The organism is Psychrobacter sp. UBA2769, from assembly GCF_002352555.1.
Taxonomy (GTDB): Bacteria; Pseudomonadota; Gammaproteobacteria; order Pseudomonadales; family Moraxellaceae; genus Psychrobacter; species Psychrobacter maritimus.
This window is the reverse complement of sequence record NZ_DEIR01000022.1, coordinates 138,457-157,167: the sequence shown is the minus strand read 5'-3', so window position 1 is coordinate 157,167 and position 18,711 is coordinate 138,457. Positions and strand designations below refer to the sequence as shown.

Genomic DNA, 18,711 nt, shown 5'->3' with positions numbered 1-18,711 from the left:
ATTATCACCTACTGTCTATTATTTGCTATATGTTCAATTCAGTTGTTGGCTACAAATGATTGGGTTAAGGCTGGTATGTATTGAATTTGACTATGTTACGTCGCACCAGCCCTTATTATCGATAGCATATCACTAAAAGACAGCGATATGCAGTTACCGCTTATTCATTGAACCAAGATTCCCGAGCTTTCATGATGAGTTTTCCTGCGGTTTCAGAGTCTAAACCTTCGATATCTTCTAAATCGAAGACGGCTTGTTCTGCCAAGTCATCCACGGTAATGATGTCTTTTTGCGCCATTTTATAAGCCCAACTGACCGTCATTCCTTCAAGATCTTGTAGTTCTTGACTTGGCTCTTTCATGTTCTGTTGTTTGACCAATTCATCGGCGATGACAACTTCTTTCGCACGCTCTTGAATCATGTCAATCGCTTCGTCGTCTAACCCTTCGATATCATAGAAAGTTTCGACAGGTACATAAGCGACTTCTTCAATACTGGTAAAACCGATATCGACAAGCGCTTGTGCTAAGTCTTTATCGACTTCTAAGCGCTCATAAAATAATTCAATAAAGGCTTTCGATTCGTTTGCTTGACGCTGCTGATACTCTTCTTCTAGCATCATGTTTAGCTTATAGCCTGTTAGCTCAGAAGCTAGGCGAACGTTTTGACCTTGTGAGCCAATCGCGCGCGCCAACTGATCATTGGTGCTAAAGATAATATCGGCAGTTTTAGTGTCTTCATCTAAGATGATACTGCTAACGTCAGCTGGCTCTAAAGCGCTGATAATAAATTGGGCAGGATCATCTGACCATACCACCACATCAATACGCTCGCCATCAAGCTCTTGCTGTACGGCTTGGATACGTGTACCACGCATACCGATACAAGCACCAACGGGATCGATACGATGATCGTTGGTCTTCACGGCTATTTTAGCACGCGTACCCGGCAAGCGAGCAACGTTACGAATTTCAATAATTTGTTCTGCAATCTCAGGCACTTCTTTTTGCATTAAGGCTGAGAGCATTTCAGGATGGGTACGTGATAACAATAACTGGGCACCGCGATTTTCACGGTTAACATGATATAAAATGGCATTGATGCGCGATTTTGCGCGTAATTGCTCACGTGGCAGCATCTGATCACGTGATAAATAACCTTCAGCGTTATCACCTAAATCAATGATATAACCATCGCGTGTCTGTTTTTTGACTTCGCCATACATCATCTCGCCAACACGTGGCTCAAACGCGTCTGCTACTAAATTGCGCTCCGCTTCACGAATTTTTTGGATGATGACTTGTTTGGCTTGAGTGGCAGCAATACGACCAAATTCAATCGATTCGATCTGCTCTTCTTTGATATCACCAATTGACCATTCATCTTGGTCAAGATCCGTAATCGCCAGCTGACACGCAGGCATCTCATGGTCTTCATCTGCAACCACTGTCCAGTAACGATAAGTATCGTAATCGCCGGTTGCACGGTCAATTGACACCCGCACTTCTACTTCCGGCTGATCGGTATATACTTTTTTCTTAGTGGATACCACCAAAGCATCTTCGATTGCTTCAAAGATATCTTCAGGATTTAAGCCCTTTTCATTACTGACAGTTTCTACTACCGTTAAGATTTCACGACTCATGCTATACCTGTCCTATCGTTTTATAATTGACTTAAACTTTATCGTTAGTGTGTTGACGCTATATTTTCACCGTCAGCCATAAGCTGCTTGGAGATTAAAATACCAATTTATAAGGAGGCTATTTTAAGAAAAGCTGTTTTAAAACCAGTCTTTAAGACTAAGCATCTTCATAAATCAGGTTGGCTTTATCAATATTGCTTAACGCAATCTCAAACTGCTCACCATCGGTAGCAGTCAGTTTTAACGTGGTCGCATCGATACTGTCTAAAGTACCAGTTGCTTTGCGGCGTTTTTTATCGCCTTCGCCAATCGCTTGTATCAAACGTAAGCTCACTGTTTGACCCACATAGGCATGCATTTGCTCATCTGAGAAGAACGCACGGTCAAAACCCGGTGACGACACTTCTAAAATATATTCACCAGCAATCGGATCGTGAACCTCAAGAATACCGCTCACTTGATGATTGACCGCTGCACAGTCCTCAATCGTTACTTGTTTATCTTGCGCTTGCTCTTCTGGCAATGCCTCAATATAAATGCGTAATAATGAGCGACGGCCTTGAGGCGCAAATTCAATACCCCATAGCGCCACATCACAAGCAGCAACTGCAGGAGCAATAATATTGGTCAGTTCTGTAACTTTTGTCGAAAGCTTCATAATCTATTTATCTTTTCCTATTCACTTCTCGAGCGTAGCGAGTTAAGTGTTTTTAATTTTATGCATCGAACTTTTATAAGTTCAAAATTTATTAACAGCGCTTTATTAATCAAAATCTTATTAATCAGAGTTTTATCAATCAAAGCTTTGTTAAGCATTGTCTTATATAGACAAGAATATTACTTCAGCCATGATTATCATTCTATTCTTAAAACGTAAACACGTCACTATTATGCGTGGCCTTATATGCTAGGCGTTTATGACTCGTGCTTTTATATAGGGATGAGCATAAAAAACATCAAGCTCAACCAGACAATGCCTTTATTATTTATAAAGCAGAACTATCGATAAAAGCGTGAGGAATAAAGGATAGTATGCTTACCAAGCATCGCGCCGGTCGCGGCAGATGATGGTTAGTAACGAATAGCATCGCACTCTATAGAGATAGAGCTTAGCATAAGTAGGATAGATATCGCGATAACACCGACCATCAGATACAAAAAAACCCACAAACATAATGGTGGGCTAATCGTTACTGACAAATTTAGTGTACAAAACATCAGTATAAAAAGTGGTAGCGGGGGCTGGATTTGAACCAACGACCTTCGGGTTATGAGCCCGACGAGCTACCAGACTGCTCCACCCCGCATCAATCTAGAACGCGTATTATAGGGAGGTTTTATAGAAGTGTCAATACTTATTTTAAATAAATACTAAATTAAGTATTGTCGACGATAATTCCAATCTTATACCGTTCAAGTAAAACATCGTACAAATAAAGCTTGGTGCGATTGGGGGGACTTGAACCCCCACAGCTTGCGCCACCACCCCCTCAAGATGGCGTGTCTACCAATTCCACCACAATCGCATCTTTCTCACTGTGCTGTTTTTCACCTTTAACCCTTTATAACAGATGCTTAAGGAGGGCATCGAAAGTTAAAGACTGCTAAAAACAGAGAAGCATTGTAAAACTAACCTCTTAAAATAGCAAGTACTGCCTGCAGCAAAAGCCACTTAACAACCACTCTATTCAAAATCAGCTATTATTAACTTATAAACAGTCAATAATGATAGCCAATAAATACTGACTATAAACCATCAATAACTATTAAAAACAGCTACTGAGGATTTTGCGTCAAAGGGCGCGGCGTTTGCGGTGCTGACACTGGCGCATCTAAACGGAACTGGTCTTCTGCCTGTTTACGCGCATGCACGGCAAGCGTCATACTGGTGATAAAAAATATCACGGTTAATACGGCGGTCGCACGCGTTAGAAAGTTTGCAGTCCCTGCGGCGCCAAATACTGTGCCCGATGAGCCAGCACCAAAAGAAGCCCCAGCATCTGCCCCTTTACCATGCTGTATCAAAATCAAGCCAATCATGGCAATCGCCACGATAATGTGCAGGGCTAATATAAACGTAAACATGGTGGCCTCTTTTGCCGCGTAATGACGACTGATAACGAAAAATAAATCGTAGGGATTAATAGTAAAAATGAGTGATGTTTAACAATTGACATCTAATATTGCCAAACCAGTTGTATAAACAGAGCGATTATATAAATAAGGCGCATTGTACACGATTGCAAGGGCACTGTTAAAGCCACTTTTGCCAACTGCTAAAGACATTTTTTGAATAAAGTAGCCATTCAGTATTTATTAAACGGCTGTTTTATTTGATTTTATTAAGCCATAGCACGGCTAAAGGCCTCGGCAATAGCTAAAAAGCTTTCTGCTTTTAATGATGCACCGCCGACTAATGCACCATCAATCATGCTATCGGCGGCAAAGCTATCGGCATTGTCGGCATTGACACTACCACCATATAAAACAGTCATGTTGTCTAATGCAGCATTAAAGCTCGCAAGCGTTTGCTTAATATGCTGATGCGTTGCACTCACCTCTGCCACGGTCGGTACTTTGCCAGTGCCAATCGCCCAAACTGGCTCGTACGCGATGATTAAACGCGCTGGTAAACCTGCAATAAGTTCGGGTTGCTGAGTAAGCAAGTCCTTAATAACGGCTAATTGTGCATCAATGACGGCCAGTGTTTGCTTTGCATCGTACTGCGCTTGGGTTTCGCCAATACAAAATATCACGCCTAAACTTTGCGTGAGCGCATGAGTTATTTTTTGCAATAAGCAGTCATGCGATTCTTGATGGTACTGGCGGCGCTCAGAGTGACCCAATATCGTCCATGTTGCGCCAGCATCTGCAATTTGCTGCGCTGAACAATCGCCTGTATAAGCGCCTGTGCTTGCACTATGCGCGCTGATATCTTGTGCGGCGCACAACACCGAGCTGCCTTTTAGGCGCTCATTGACAGCTGTTAAATGAATAAAACTTGGTGCGACCATTAATTGACAGGCAGCGATATCAGATTGCTCTTTGGTGCTAACAGCAGTTAATAAGTCGTCTAATAGCGCCTTGACGTCATGGCTCGTTGCTGGATTCTGCTTCCAATTTCCAATTACCCAAGCTTGCATACTTATATACCTTGTCTTATCTATTGCTGCCAATATGGCTCATATGCGCGCAAGTATAACAAATATTTCCCAAGTGCTATAGTATAGTGCGGTCAGAATCGAAACTGATGTTTTGCCGACTTTTACATTATATTTTTTCTAAGTGGTTATTTCTTATAGACTAACAATCTCATACCCTATATAAAGTCTTTTGACAGCAGTAAATTTAGATATCATTCTATTTATAATAAATAAAACCAAGACAATCAATCATCTGTATGATTGACTAGAAGTAATTGCCACAAGTTAGATACAACTGATTGGCACTCACTTATTAGACATAACTATATATGTCATGGTCGATCGTTGGTTATTAACTATATATAGTTGGTTTAAAATAAAATCGATACGCTATATATGCTAATAGTTGTGTGCGAGTTCAAAGTGAATGCGCTATAAACATTATGATAATGCGGTTTCGGTAAAATTCAGTCTAAAAAATTCAGCCTATTTGATATCAAGCAAAGAGAGGTCTTAATGTCTATTACAGCCAGTAAATACGGCGGTTTAGCACAGCAGTTGATTAGTGAAGGTATTGTGAGCGAAGCGCATATGAAAACTGCGCAAACGGAGTCACAACAACAGCAAATAGGGCTAGTGCCTTATTTGGTCGACCACAAGCTTGCCAATGCTTATCAGTTGGCACAGATGTTGTCACAAGCGTTTGGCGACCCGCTTTTTGATCTCGATGCGCTCAGCTCAGACGTCATACCAAAAGACTTGGTCGATGAAAAAATTGTGCGCAAGTTTAATGCCTTACCGCTTTTTAAGCGCGGACAGCGCTTGTTTGTGGCATTGAGTGACCCGACACGTATTGATGCCATCGATGCTATTGCCTTTAACTCACGCCTATCTATTGAAACCGTCGTCGTTGAAGAAGATAAGTTAAAAAAGCGTATTGAAAACCTTTACGCCGATACCATGCAGCATTTTGATAGCTTTTCTGATAATGATTTAAATATTGGATTTGATGAAAGCGAAGAAGACGAAGGTGAAACCAAGCTTAGTGACGGTGTCGATGAAGCACCGGTTGTAAAGTTCGTCAATAAAATGCTGGTTGACGCCATTCGTATGGGCGCATCAGACTTACATTTTGAGCCCTACGAGAAAACATTTCGAGTGCGCTTCCGTGTCGATGGTGTGATGCAAAAAATGGCCAGCCCGCCGGTACAACTGGCGAGTAAGATTGCGGCACGCTTAAAAGTGATGTCGCAGATGGACATCTCCGAGCGCCGTATACCGCAGGATGGCCGTATTAAGCTTAAAATCTCTAAAGATAAAGCCATCGACTTCCGGGTAAACTCCTTACCTACCTTATTTGGCGAAAAACTGGTTTTACGTATCTTGGATCCTTCATCAGCCATGCTTGGTATTGAAGCATTAGGTTATGAGCCCGATCAAAAAGAGATGTTTTTAGAAGCCTTACATAAGCCGCAAGGCATGTTACTTATCACCGGTCCTACCGGCTCTGGTAAAACCGTCTCGCTCTACACCGGTATTAATATTTTAAATACCGGCGAAACCAATATTTCCACTGCCGAAGATCCGGTCGAGATTAACCTTGAAGGTATCAATCAGGTCAACGTCAACCCGAAGGTGGGTTTGACCTTTGCCAATGCGCTTAAATCATTCTTACGGCAAGATCCTGATATCGTCATGGTTGGTGAGATTCGTGACCTTGAAACCGCTGAAATTGCAATCAAAGCGGCACAAACAGGACATATGGTGCTGTCGACCCTGCATACAAACTCTGCACCTGAAACCTTAACCCGTTTACGTAATATGGGTGTTGCCTCATTTAATATCGCAACGTCAGTAAACTTGGTCATTGCTCAGCGGTTGGCACGGCGCTTATGTAAAAACTGTAAAAAACCAATCAATATCCCGCGTCAAAGCCTGCTTGAACTGGGCTTTACCGATGCTGATTTAGACAATCCAGACAATATTATTTATGAGCCTGTCGGCTGTAACGAATGCCGTGAAGGTTATAAAGGGCGTGTTGGTATTTACGAAGTGATGAAAGTCAGCCCTGATATCTCCCGTATTATTATGGAAGATGGTAACGCGATAGATATTAAAGATGCGGCGCTAAGAAACGGCTTTAGAGACTTACGCCGCTCTGGTGTTTTAAAGGTGTTACAAGGGGTGACCAGTATTCAGGAAATGGTGCGCGTCACCTCTGAATAACTGTCGTCGAACATAAAAACGCCACTATTGATAGTTTTAAGCATGGATTTTTGTAAACCAGCAATATTACCTAACAGATGTACTTAAATATAAAACAGATATATACTGGCTTTTTATGCTAAAACAAAGTATGCCACATCCAAAATGAGGATCAGGTATCTTTTTATAGTTTGGCAATTTTTTATAGCTTGGCAGTATCTCTATTAGACAATTTTTGAGGGTAGTAACATGGCAAAAGCTAAAACCGACATGCTGTTAGACTTTGTCTATGATGGGGTAAACCGGCGCGGACAAAAAATAAAAGGCGAGACCACCAGTCGTAGCTTGGAGCTGGCGAAAGCCACCTTGCGCAAACAAGGTATCACGGTTAAAGGCATCAAGAAAAAGCCAAAGCCGCTCTATACCTTTAAAAAGTCTATCAAACCTATTGATATTGCCATTTTTGCCCGTCAATTGGCCACTATGATGAAAGCCGGTGTGCCACTGACCCAGTCTTTTGAGATTGTCGCCGACTCACTTGATAATCCAAGCATGAAAGACTTGGTTCTGCAAATCAAAGCTGATATTGAAGCAGGTGGTACTTTTGCGTCGGCACTGCGCAAGCATCCACGCTACTTCGATGATCTGTTTTGTTCTCTTGTCGACTCTGGTGAGCAATCAGGTGCACTTGAGACCATGTTAGAGCGCGTTGCGACCTATAAAGAAAAAAGTGAGCTGTTAAAAGCCAAAATTAAAAAAGCAATGAAATATCCGATTGCGGTTGTTGTCGTTGCCATTATCGTCACCATTATTCTACTAGTTAAAGTAGTTCCTGTATTTGCTGATTTGTTCAGCTCTTTTGGTGCTGAACTACCTGCATTTACTCAAATGGTAGTAGGGATGTCTGAGTGGATGCAGGCATGGTGGTTTATTTTAATCGTGGTTATTGGCGGTGCTATTATTGGCTTTTCAGAAGCAAAAAAACGGTCTAAGAAATTCCGTGATTTTTTAGACCGTGCAGTGTTAAAAGCGCCGATATTCGGCAATATTGCTTATCAAGCGGTTATCGCCCGTTTCGCCCGTACGCTATCGACGACCTTTGCCGCTGGTGTCCCACTTATTGATGCCTTGGACTCTACCGCTGGAGCAGCAAATAACGTGGTGTTTTATAATGCCATTCAGCAAATCAAAAACGATGTCTCAACAGGTCAGCAACTACAGTTTGCCATACGCTCAACCAATATCTTTCCAAGTATGGCGATTCAAATGGTCGGTATCGGTGAAGAGTCAGGTAGCTTAGAAGAGATGCTCGATAAAGTGGCTGTTTATTACGAAAATGAAGTCGATAATGCGGTTGATGGGTTGACCAGCTTGATGGAACCTATGATTATGGCAGTGCTAGGCGTACTAGTCGGCGGCTTAGTGATTGCCATGTACTTACCAATCTTCCAAATGGGCTCAGTGGTAGGCTAAAATCTACTACAAGGACAACGACTTCATGCAATTTATTCAGTTATTACAAGAAAATATGACTCTTGCTTTAGTCGTATTTGGCCTACTCGGTCTTTGTGTCGGCAGTTTTCTAAATGTCGTCATTCATCGTATACCGCTAATGATGGTAGCGGCTTGGCGACAAGAGTGTAGCCAGTTTATGGCTGAGCAAGCGGACATGCCGCGTGAACATACGCAGCCACTAGCAGATATGGTTGCCACCGATACCCCTATCACATTAAGCACACCTGCTTCACGCTGTCCTCATTGCGCCCATAAAATAAAGTGGTATGAGAATATCCCTTTAATAAGTTGGCTTGCATTACGTGGACGCTGCTCAGACTGTAAAGCCCCTATTGGACTGCGTTATCCTATTGTTGAGCTGGCGTCCGCCCTACTATCTATCTTGGTCATTTACCAGTTTGGCGTCAGCGCCGCTGGATTATCTGCCCTAATTTTGGTCTGGACGCTGGTAGCATTGACCGGTATCGACTTTGATACCCAGCTACTGCCTGACCGCCTGACTTTTCCATTAGCAGGATTAGGCTTGGCGGTAAACTCTCAAGGCTGGTTTGTATCCCCTACTCAGTCCATTTGGGGGCTATTGCTTGGGTTTCTATCTTTGTGGGTTGTGGTCAAAGTCTTTTATCTCATCACTAAAAAACATGGCATGGGACAAGGTGACTTTAAATTATTGGCGGTGTTAGGTGCTTGGCTTGGCCCTATGATGTTGCCGTTAATTATTTTACTGTCGTCACTGCTTGGTTCAATCGTTGGGCTTATTCTGATGAAAAAACAAGGGGAAAGTCGTCCTTTTGCCTTTGGTCCTTATATCGCGATTGCCGGTATCATAGCTTTACTATACGGCTCAGACATCGTCAATTGGTACCTAGGGATGTATACTTAGCCATCTATACTATGCAAGTAGACCCGCCATACTATGGCAAGTAGACCCGCAATTTCTAAAAACAGGGGCTTTAACCTGCTAGAATAGGCTATTGCTGTATTACGGTCATCCCTCTTTTATCGGTTAAATAAGTCATCATTATGTCAAATTATGCCTCATCTTCGTCTTATTCCTTTCAACCACAGCCTCACCAAGCCAAAAGTAAGACATTGGTCATCGGTTTAACCGGTGGTATCGGCAGCGGCAAGTCGGCGGCAAGCGACTGGTTTGCCCAGCAAGGGATTGATATTATCGATGCGGATGTGATTGCTCATCAAGTTGTCGCTAAAGGTAGTACCACTTTACGCAAAATTAAGAGAAAATTTGGTGATTGGGTATTAAAGGCCGATGGTGAAATGGATCGCGCTGCTGTGCGCACCCATGTCTTTACTCATCCTGAAGCCTTAATTGAGCTTGAAGCAATCACCCATCCAGCGATACGTGAAGCGGCGAAACTGCAACTAGCAGCCAGCACGTCACCGTACGTGGTGCTATCAGCGCCGCTGCTCATTGAAGGTGCTGAAGCGGGGCTTGCCAATTTATGCCACCGTATTTTGGTAATGGATGCCACCGAGGACACCCAACTTGCGCGTGCCAGCCAGCGTGACGAGCAAAGCGTGCAGAAGATTAAAGCCATTATGGTCAATCAGCTAAGCCGCGAAGAGCGTAATCGTTATGCAGATGATGTGGTACTCAACGAGAGCGATCTTGCGGCATTATATGTACAGCTTGAGCCTTTACACCAAGACTATCTTACGCTTGCCCAGCAGCTAAAGTTCGCTGCCGATTAATCTCATAGAGCGCCATACCGGTAGCAACACTCACATTTAAACTCTGTAAGTTACCATGCTCGTTGCCTGACATCGGAATATAAACCAGCTCATCGCAGCTCTCTGTTGTCAGGCGACGCATGCCCTCGCCCTCTGATCCCATAATAATCGCGGTTTTTCCCGTCAAATCTGCCTCATGTATTGGCTTAGCCTCTGCATTTAAGGCAGTACCAAAGACAAATACACCAGCGTTTTTAATTTTGCTTAGCGTACGTGCCAAATTGGTCACACTGATGATAGGCATCATCTCTGCTGCCCCTACCGATACTTTAGCAACGGTTGGCGTCAAGCTTGCGGCATGGTGTTTTGGACAAATGACCGCATCAACGCCCATGGCCACTGCGGTACGTAAACACGCACCAAAGTTATGCGCATCGGTAATTTGATCGAGCACCAATAATAAACACTGCTCACGTCCAGCAATGGTATCGAGCAAGCCTTCGTCAGCGAACCCTAACGGACGCGCATTAAGCACCACGCCTTGGTGCTGCGGGCTGCCGCACAGTTGCGTAAGCTTGTCTTTTTGCGTCGGTTGAATACTAATGCCATTATCACGTGCTTGCGCCATAATCGCTTGTACGTGGCTGTCAGTCTCACGTCCTTGCTGCACAAATAAGCTGAGTCCATCAAGCGGACGGTGTTCGAGTAAGGCATCAATTGCATGAATGCCATAGAAATAGCTAGGTTTTGCCATAATAGGCCTATTGATTATAAAGTGGGTATCACGCGCAGCGATAAAGAAGAAAAATATAACGATAATTGTAGCAACTAATCAGCGGCTAAACGAAATATTATTATTAAAAAATCGTCAAAAAAAAAGAAACAAACCTTATTATAAGATTTATCTCTTTTTAAGTGCTTCGTTTTAGGTGTCAGAAGTAGTCTTTTAACACCCTTATCCGCATTGACTTTTGATAGTATGAATTTTTAAGAGCTTTATCTTTTAATAGAAGCAAGCTTAAATAGCATTAACCTTCTAAATGACAGATATACTGCACGATTTCTTCCGTGCGTAAGTTAAAGCCACTATTGCCTTCGACCACGAATGATTGTCCTGCGCGGTAGTAGCTGAATTCTTCTTCACCGTTTATTTTGACTTCACACTCACCGCTGATGATTTCGATACGTTCAGAGGTATTGGTGCTAAAGTGATAGTGTTCGACCAAATTGTCGCAAGGCAAAATAACTCCTAACGTTTTATGGCGACCGTCCTCAAACATAATGGTATGGCTTGAGCAACGACCATCGTAGGATATCGTGGCTTGAGCATTGACTGTTACATTGGTAAATTGCGCCGCTGTCATAGTGGCTTCCTTATCAAATAATTATTGCCAAACTAAAAAACCAAATTGAAAAATCGAATTGAAAAACTAGAGATTAATTCACTGCCTAAATGACAGTTAAACAACCTCTTTTTAACGACTAATACTATATTTCATTATATATAAGACCAACCTTGTAGCACAGATTGTATGAAAATCTGGTGGTAAGAGTTTATCATTATGTGAGATTATGCTACCACATTATATCTATAAAGTTTGTTACAGCGACTAGGAAAGTTTGCTTTATTATTAAATGCACGACCATACTTTGATTACCTTTAAAATTTGTATTTACTGTCTTTTGCCACCATAATATTTGCCAATCCCCTTTATCTCATTAGCACCATTAACCAAAGCCATTTATTTCCTTATTTACCTATTTTAGACATGAATTATCAGCATAATTGGTGAAGTTCATTGTCTGCCATGAGAGGCGTTGATGCTCGTATCATTAACTTTACATCAGTTTGCATTGATTGCTCAGCATGAGCTGAGTGTGGCTGAAGGCTTCAATGTCATCACCGGTGAGACGGGTGCTGGCAAGTCGTTATTATTGGATGCACTATCCTTATGCGCAGGCGAGCGCGCCGACAGTGCGATGGTCAGACACGGGGCTGCGCACGCCGATATTTATGCCCAGTTTGATGTAGAAAATAATGACGTCGTTGCCGAATGGTTTGCCAAAAACGACCGACCCTTAGAAGAACCTGAAGTGTTGATTCGCCGTCAGCTTAGTAATACAGGGCGCTCAAAAGCGTGGTTAAATGGCACACCGGTCAGCTTGGCGGAGCTTAAAAGTTTGGGCGCCTTACTGGTTAATATCCATAGTCAACATGCCCAGCAAGCATTACTTAAGCCGCAGTTTGTGGTGCAATGGCTGGACGAGATGGCACAAATCACGCCACTTGCAGAACAAACGGCCAGCAGCTACCAAGCTTATCAGCAGCTCAAACGCCGTGCTGCTGATATCGCAAGCCGCGAAGCCCAGCGCCAAGACCGTATGCAGTTGTTGCAAAGCCAGCTTGCCGACATTGAGCCACTACTCGCCGTTGATTATGCAGAAGTTGAAGCGGAGCACGAAGAGTTATCCAATATTGAAGCATTAATGCAAGAGGCGAGTCACGGCTTGCACCTACTCGATAATGATAGCGATGAGCCAGATGTCATGACCTTGCTCGGGCAAGCGATTAAGCTTTGTGACAACCAAATGGGTGTCAGTCAAACCTTTGAGCAGGCTTCCGAACAATTGCATTTAGCCCAGCAGCAAATCACTGAGGTCACAGGCTTACTATCGGATTATGCTGAGCAACAACTACCTGACCCTGAGCGTTTGCAAACACTCGATAGCTTAATCAGTCTCGGGCATCGTTTGTCACGTAAGCATGGCTTGCCAGCAAATGATTTAATCAATGAAGCAAAAGGTTGGGAAGCACAATTAGAACAATTAGAAAACGAGCCAAGCAGCGATGCGATGGCGGCGCAGATTGAGCAAGCATGGCAAGACTATCTCACGCTCGCAACTGAGTTAAATAAAGAGCGTTCAAAAGCGGCGCCGACTGTCAGCAAACAACTTATAAAGCAATTACAGCCACTTGCCCTACCCAACGCCCGCTGCGAGTTTGTCTTTACCAAAAAGGCCGATACGAGCCAGTATAGTGCGCAAGGCTGCTATGATATTGATTTATTATTTAGCGCCAACGTCGGTATGCCCATGCAGCCGCTACACAAGATTGCCTCGGGCGGTGAGCTGTCACGAATGGCACTGGTGATGCAAGTATTGCAAGCGACCAATGCTGATAATAATGCCGCCAAGCCGATGCTCGTCTTTGATGAAGTCGATGTCGGTATCAGTGGCGGCACCGCGCAAGTGGTCGGTGAGTTATTACGCGCGCTTGGACAGACGCAGCAGCTGCTTGCTATTACCCACCAAGCACAAGTTGCGGCACAAGCACATCAACATATCTTGGTACAAAAACATCATGATGAACAAACCGAAAGCGAGCTATTAATATTGACCGATAGTGCGCAAGTCGATGAGCTGGCACGTATGTCTGGCGGTGTGACCATTACTGATGTCACCCGTGACCATGCCCGTAGTTTATTGACCGATGTTAAATAAACATTTATGGTGCACCATTAACGTCGAATAAGCGCTAAATATTTGCTTTGGTTGATTTTTTACTCAGTATCGCCATATAGTGGTGTGTCATCTCTGTTATTTTACCATTCACATTAGGTTGCGTTTTTTGCTATGTCCAAAGCCAATTTGACCCATCATTTCTTAATCGCGGCACCCGAGCTGTCAGACCCACGGTTTGAGCAGGCGCTGATTTATATCTGTCGTCACGATAAACATGGCGCACTCGGTCTGATGGTCAATCGGCCATTAGAGCAGTCGCGCGTGGGCAAACTACTAGAGGATTTAGACATTGAAGTCACTAATCCGCAAGTGATGGAAGATGTGGCGCTAGAAGGTGGTCCTATGTATCCAGAAGTCGGCTTTGTCCTGCATACGGGTCAGCCAGAATGGGCATCGTCTTTTGCAATATCAGAAAACGTCTGTATCACTACCAGTCAAGATATCCTAAAACGTATCGCCGCCGGCCAAGGCGTTGGGCATTATCAGCTGTGCTTAGGTCATGCCAGTTGGGGTAAAAAACAGCTCGACCAAGAGCTCAATAATGGCGACTGGCTCGTCTGCCCTGCTGATTTAAACTTATTGTTTGATACGCCATTTGAAGAACGTTGGCAAATCGCTGCCGATAAGATTGGCGTTAATTTTGACTATTTAAGCAGCGATATTGGTCATGCCTAGCGTTATATATTGAGTGCTATATACTTAGCAGCATTTGCTTAATGAAGACAGAAATAGGAAGTACCCCTGATTATGGTAGATAGCACGCTTATAACAGATACGACAGCTGTCGAACCAGCCATTAAGCCGCATCTTATCTTGGCACTCGATTATGGCGTCAAAAAGATGGGCATGGCCTTAGGTAATACCATTACCGAGACTGCGCGTGCCTTTGATATCTTGGCGATGAATAACGGTCAGCCTGATTGGGATAATCTGCTCGGTATTATCAAAGTTTGGGGCGTGGCAAAAGTGGTGGTCGGATTGCCACTGAATATGGATGGTAGCAGCTCAATGCTGTCTAAGCGGGCGCATAAATTTGCCCGTCGCTTAGCACATAGAGTTATGGAGCAGCATCTGCCGGTAGTTGTGAGTCTTTGCGATGAGCGTCTAACTTCAGTCGCAGCACGCGAAATTGCGTGGGAAAACGGCTGGATTAAAAACGAGCGCGACCCAATTGATGATATCTCCGCCTGTATCCTGATGTCGACTTACTTTGCTGATCCCAGTAGCAGTATCGCCATCGACGCGATTAAAGCGGATTAAGATAGCAGTAAGTCCATTGCTAATATACCGCCCCTCTTTGCTATATCATCTAAACAAATAAATGACTGATTAATATGACCACTGTCTCAGACCAATCTTTGCAAAACAAGTCGCAACGTGGCTTTGCGCCGCTAGCGATTGCGCGTATCAAAGGCGCTCAGCGAGCAAACCAAATAGCGATTTATCTTATTTATGCCGCTATTCTCGCCTTTATGGTCTTTGGCACCATTGCCAGTATCAAAGCCTTTCATGACAATCAGCTGCTTTATCAACTCTTCTATAACTTGCCCTATGCCTTGGTTGCGTTGACCATTCCTATTACCATTTATGATGCGTTGGTTATTTATCGTTATCGCTTAAATCAGCCATCGATGATTGCTATGAGTATTGGCGTATCAACGATCATATTGGTTGGCGGGCTATTATTTGCCGATACTGCTTGGTTGGGGTTATCTTGTTGGCTTGGGGTGGCATTTTTATTCAAAGTTAGCTTTAAGCGCTTTTTTAACTTTTTAGAAACTGAAGAAGACACTGAAATCGCTGAAGAAGTGTAAAACAGCTGAACAGAAAATAATGCTAAGCAATAGATAGCAAAAAAAATTTAACCTTTTATTAATTTAAAACGACGACTATGACAACTTCAATATCTGATAGCACGATTCAACATCATCTAGATACCCAAGGGCTTATTTGCCCTGAGCCAGTGATGATGCTGCATCGAATCATTCGTAAAGCCGAAGCCGGTGCGGTGATTGAGATACTCGCCACTGACCCTGCAACCACTCGCGATATTCCTAATTTTTGCCGTCATTTGGGCCATGAACTTGTGCAGCAAGAAACGCTTGCTGAAAATGTACCTTTAAATGTTGATCCGGATGAAATCACAGTTGCTGGCGATAATAACGTGCCTATCAGTGCTACGCTTTATCGGTATTTGGTCAAGAAAAAGAATGCTTAAATGCATTTGATTGGCCCTAAAGCATTAGTCACTTAAGAGCACTAAGAACGTTAGTACATTAATAAAGTAACAGCAGTAATAGCATCAAGATATCTTTGCTTTGTACGAAACATATCATTCACAAATTAAAGGTAGATAGCGTGTTAGCAACCCAAAAGCAGTATGTGCAGTGGCAGGAAAACAAAGACGGAAACGAAACCTTACATCAAGCCCGCTGGTTGTCGGAAAGCAATCATATGCCGCCTGCCCGTATTGTATTGATTGATGATAACACGACCGCAGATGAGGCTTACCGTTTGGCTTGCGAAGGCACTTCATTACTATGGCGCGGTGACTTTCATAATGCCAAGCAATTGCTACAAGCGCTCAACCGACGTATCGAGCGTACCAATGAGCGCTCTGAGCAGCGTAAAATAAAAAAAGCAGCAAATCAGTCTGCTAAGTCTAATAAAACTGCAGTTGAATCTTCAGAGTTATCCAAAGACATTCCAAACTTATTTCATCAGCAGCGCCAAATCCAAGCGCAGCGTGCGCGCATATTAAGCCGCTTGCTATTAGAACTTGATGCCAATTATGTCAGCCAGTTACGCCGCGCTCCTGATGTCAGTGCAGCTTGTATGGCAGCATTTGGCCAGCTAGATGATTCTTGCGTATTATCATTTCGTGATTTGCAAGGGGCGCTTGGTGCAGCACAGTGGCGCGAAAAAGGCGTCCCAATTGAAAGTTTAGGTCTATCGATATTCCCGCATTATGGCGTTTTTGCGCCAACTCGCCATGAGTATGTGCAGCTATTGCTCGATGCGCCATTGCCAAAAATTCATGATGTCGCCTATGATATCGGTACGGGTACTGGCTTGCTGGCTATTATCTTAGCGCAGCGCGGTGTAAATCAGGTAATTGCCACCGACTTAAATCCGCGTGCTTTGTCCTGCGCCAGAGAAAACTTTACGCGCCAAGGGCTAGCTAACGTGCAGTTACAGCAAGCAGACCTTTATCCGACTGATGCGCCACTTGCCAATTTAATTGTCTGTAATCCGCCTTGGTTGCCTGCTAAGCCCAGCTCGCCGTTAGAGTACGCCGTTTATGATGCCAACAGTGCAATGCTGCGTGGATTTTTGCAGGGCGCGAAATCTCATTTAGCTAAGCAAGGAGAAGTCTGGTTGATTCTGTCGGATTTGGCTGAGCATTTACAACTACGTACTCGTGAGGAATTATTAGGCTGGTTTGCTGATAGTGGTTTGAAAGTAAAATATCGCCTCGATACCAAACCTAAGCATGGTCGCAGCCAAGATAATACCGATCCTCTATTTGTGGCGAGGAGTAGCGAGGTTACTTCTTTATGGTGCTTAGAACCTGCCTAATCTTTAATAATTGATAATTAATAATTGAGCATCGAATTATGAGCCGCGACCGTGCTGTGCAACAGCGCCAACCTAAAGCGCTAGCCGTTGATGACGAGCCAACTTATATCACTGAGTTTCGTCAAGCAATGCTTGCCCGTGGACTTGCAACGCGGACGCGTAACGCTTATGTGCGCGATTTGCGTTCTTGCGAGTTGACCAATCCTATTGCGCTGACGAAGTGGCAACCTAATGACGTGCTGCACTGCTTATCAACGCTTACCCAAGACGGCAAAACGCCGCGCACGCAAGCACGTATGCTCTCAAGCTTGCGCCAGTTCTACCTTTGGATGATTGCTAGTAATCTGCGCGAGGACAATCCGTGCGAGCGTATCAAAAGCCCCAAATTAGGCCGTCCACTGCCTAAAGATTTAAGTGAGGCAGATGTCGATAATCTCCTCGCCGCGCCTGATACTAGCACCGCACTCGGACTGCGTGATAAAGCCATGCTAGAGGTGCTCTATGCGTGCGGTCTGCGCGTCAGTGAGTTGATTAACCTATCGCTTGAGCAAGTGAACCTAAACTCTGGTTGGCTACAAATTACCGGTAAAGGTAATAAGACCCGACTGGTGCCACTCGGCGAATATGCAGCAGAGGCGCTAGAAGATTATCTAACGCATGCCCGTGGCGATTTGATTGCGCATTTGAAATCGGGTAATTGCCAAGCGGTGTTTTTAACCGCGCAAGGTGGTTATATGACACGGCAGAACTTTTGGTATCTATTAAAGAAATACGCCAAAGTTGCCAGCATTGATAAAGAATTATCACCGCATACCTTACGTCATGCCTTTGCTACGCATTTATTAAATCATGGTGCGGACTTGCGTAGCGTGCAGTTATTACTGGGGCACAGTGATTTATCAACGACACAGATTTATACCCATGTGGCGACGGCGAGATTGCAGAAGTTGCATGCCGAGCATCATCCGCGCGGCTAGAATTGAAATTAAAGATTTATTGATGATTGTAAAAGGAATATAACGTGTTGCAAGCTCAGCCATCTACTCTGCCTACCCTAACAAAAGGGCAAAATTCTGCCCTCAAAAACCTGACCATCATGGGTTACTTAGAAGGCACTTCTTTTTTATTATTGCTTGGTATCGCCATGCCACTAAAATATATGATGGGTATTCCTGAGGCAGTGAAATATGTCGGTATGGCACATGGGGCTTTGTTTATCGCCTATATTTTGATGCTGTTTATTGCAACTAGCAAAATAAAAATGCCGCTATGGGCAATGCCTGCAGGTGTGCTCGGCTCATTTTTACCATTTGGTCCGTTTATATTTGATCATTTATTAAAGAAGAGTTTGAGAAAATAGGATTAAAGGTTTTTCGGTATCGGTTGCGCTTAGACTTTTGAGGATAGTGA

18 protein-coding genes and 2 tRNA genes are annotated in these 18,711 nt (G+C 43.8%); 12 read left to right on the top strand and 8 right to left on the bottom strand.

The genetic code is table 11. From position 1 onward, the window contains the following. Positions 1-160: 160 nt before the first annotated feature. From nusA to tpiA, 6 genes are all read right to left on the bottom strand, one after another. A complete protein-coding gene (gene nusA, locus B3Q63_RS11250) occupies positions 161-1,645 on the bottom strand; it encodes a transcription termination factor NusA (RefSeq protein WP_149490341.1) in 1,485 nt (494 codons plus the stop codon). Between the two features lie 157 nt (positions 1,646-1,802). Next, positions 1,803-2,303, bottom strand: coding sequence for a ribosome maturation factor RimP (gene rimP / locus B3Q63_RS11245; RefSeq protein ID WP_201564284.1), 501 nt, complete (start codon positions 2,301-2,303; stop codon positions 1,803-1,805). A 572-nt stretch (positions 2,304-2,875) separates the two neighbouring features. After that, positions 2,876-2,952 (bottom strand) — tRNA-Met (locus B3Q63_RS11240). Between the two features lie 134 nt (positions 2,953-3,086). Next, positions 3,087-3,171, bottom strand: a tRNA-Leu gene (locus B3Q63_RS11235). A gap of 250 nt (positions 3,172-3,421) precedes the next feature. After that, positions 3,422-3,730: a preprotein translocase subunit SecG gene (gene secG / locus B3Q63_RS11230; protein WP_025652589.1), complete on the bottom strand. Its 309-nt coding sequence runs from the start codon at positions 3,728-3,730 to the stop codon at positions 3,422-3,424. A 257-nt stretch (positions 3,731-3,987) separates the two neighbouring features. Next, positions 3,988-4,788 carry a triose-phosphate isomerase gene (tpiA, locus tag B3Q63_RS11225; protein WP_296176732.1) on the bottom strand — a complete coding sequence of 267 codons (801 nt, stop codon included), beginning with the start codon at positions 4,786-4,788 and terminating at the stop codon, positions 3,988-3,990. 516 nt (positions 4,789-5,304) lie between these two features. On the opposite strand from tpiA, the gene pilB reads away from it, so the two are divergent. The 4 genes from pilB (at position 5,305) to coaE (ending at position 10,221) form a co-directional block, all read left to right on the top strand. Further along, positions 5,305-7,014, top strand: a complete 1,710-nt coding sequence (gene pilB, locus B3Q63_RS11220; protein WP_296176729.1) for a type IV-A pilus assembly ATPase PilB — start codon at positions 5,305-5,307, stop codon at positions 7,012-7,014. Positions 7,015-7,242: 228 nt separating this feature from the next. Next, a complete protein-coding gene (locus tag B3Q63_RS11215; RefSeq protein WP_296176727.1) occupies positions 7,243-8,466 on the top strand; it encodes a type II secretion system F family protein in 1,224 nt (407 codons plus the stop codon). A gap of 25 nt (positions 8,467-8,491) precedes the next feature. Further along, positions 8,492-9,391, top strand: coding sequence for a prepilin peptidase (locus B3Q63_RS11210; protein ID WP_296176724.1), 900 nt, complete (start codon positions 8,492-8,494; stop codon positions 9,389-9,391). A 140-nt stretch (positions 9,392-9,531) separates the two neighbouring features. Next, the gene (gene coaE / locus B3Q63_RS11205) at positions 9,532-10,221 is read left to right on the top strand and encodes a dephospho-CoA kinase (RefSeq protein ID WP_201620042.1); all 690 of its coding nucleotides are present in this window, start codon (positions 9,532-9,534) and stop codon (positions 10,219-10,221) included. Here the strand turns inward: coaE and rlmB are convergent. Beyond that, positions 10,184-10,954: a 23S rRNA (guanosine(2251)-2'-O)-methyltransferase RlmB gene (gene rlmB / locus B3Q63_RS11200; protein ID WP_296176720.1), complete on the bottom strand. Its 771-nt coding sequence runs from the start codon at positions 10,952-10,954 to the stop codon at positions 10,184-10,186. The genes coaE and rlmB overlap by 38 nt on opposite strands. Positions 10,955-11,228: 274 nt before the next feature. Continuing rightward, complete coding sequence (locus tag B3Q63_RS11195; RefSeq protein WP_068407914.1) at positions 11,229-11,564, bottom strand: pyrimidine/purine nucleoside phosphorylase; 336 nt, start codon at positions 11,562-11,564, stop codon at positions 11,229-11,231. A gap of 457 nt (positions 11,565-12,021) precedes the next feature. Here B3Q63_RS11195 and recN point away from each other — a divergent pair, with 457 nt between their 5' ends. The 8 genes from recN to B3Q63_RS11155 all read left to right on the top strand — a co-directional run bounded on the left by recN (position 12,022) and on the right by B3Q63_RS11155 (position 18,661). Next, positions 12,022-13,701 carry a DNA repair protein RecN gene (recN, locus tag B3Q63_RS11190; RefSeq protein WP_296176711.1) on the top strand — a complete coding sequence of 560 codons (1,680 nt, stop codon included), beginning with the start codon at positions 12,022-12,024 and terminating at the stop codon, positions 13,699-13,701. Positions 13,702-13,833: 132 nt separating this feature from the next. Then, complete coding sequence (locus B3Q63_RS11185; RefSeq protein ID WP_201620045.1) at positions 13,834-14,397, top strand: YqgE/AlgH family protein; 564 nt, start codon at positions 13,834-13,836, stop codon at positions 14,395-14,397. Positions 14,398-14,469: 72 nt separating this feature from the next. Continuing rightward, positions 14,470-14,982 (top strand): Holliday junction resolvase RuvX, encoded by a 513-nt coding sequence (gene ruvX, locus B3Q63_RS11180; protein WP_201564270.1) that lies wholly within the window; start codon positions 14,470-14,472, stop codon positions 14,980-14,982. 74 nt (positions 14,983-15,056) lie between these two features. Further along, complete coding sequence (locus tag B3Q63_RS11175; protein WP_201564268.1) at positions 15,057-15,536, top strand: hypothetical protein; 480 nt, start codon at positions 15,057-15,059, stop codon at positions 15,534-15,536. A 77-nt stretch (positions 15,537-15,613) separates the two neighbouring features. Continuing rightward, entirely contained in the window at positions 15,614-15,940 is a 327-nt protein-coding gene (gene tusA, locus B3Q63_RS11170; protein WP_296176705.1) for a sulfurtransferase TusA, read from the top strand. Positions 15,941-16,080: 140 nt separating this feature from the next. Beyond that, positions 16,081-17,301, top strand: a complete 1,221-nt coding sequence (locus tag B3Q63_RS11165) for a class I SAM-dependent methyltransferase (RefSeq protein WP_296176702.1) — start codon at positions 16,081-16,083, stop codon at positions 17,299-17,301. A 38-nt stretch (positions 17,302-17,339) separates the two neighbouring features. After that, the gene (gene xerD, locus B3Q63_RS11160) at positions 17,340-18,278 is read left to right on the top strand and encodes a site-specific tyrosine recombinase XerD (protein ID WP_296176700.1); all 939 of its coding nucleotides are present in this window, start codon (positions 17,340-17,342) and stop codon (positions 18,276-18,278) included. A 44-nt stretch (positions 18,279-18,322) separates the two neighbouring features. Then, positions 18,323-18,661 carry a DUF3817 domain-containing protein gene (locus tag B3Q63_RS11155; RefSeq protein ID WP_296176697.1) on the top strand — a complete coding sequence of 113 codons (339 nt, stop codon included), beginning with the start codon at positions 18,323-18,325 and terminating at the stop codon, positions 18,659-18,661. The last annotated feature ends 50 nt before the right edge of the window (positions 18,662-18,711 follow it).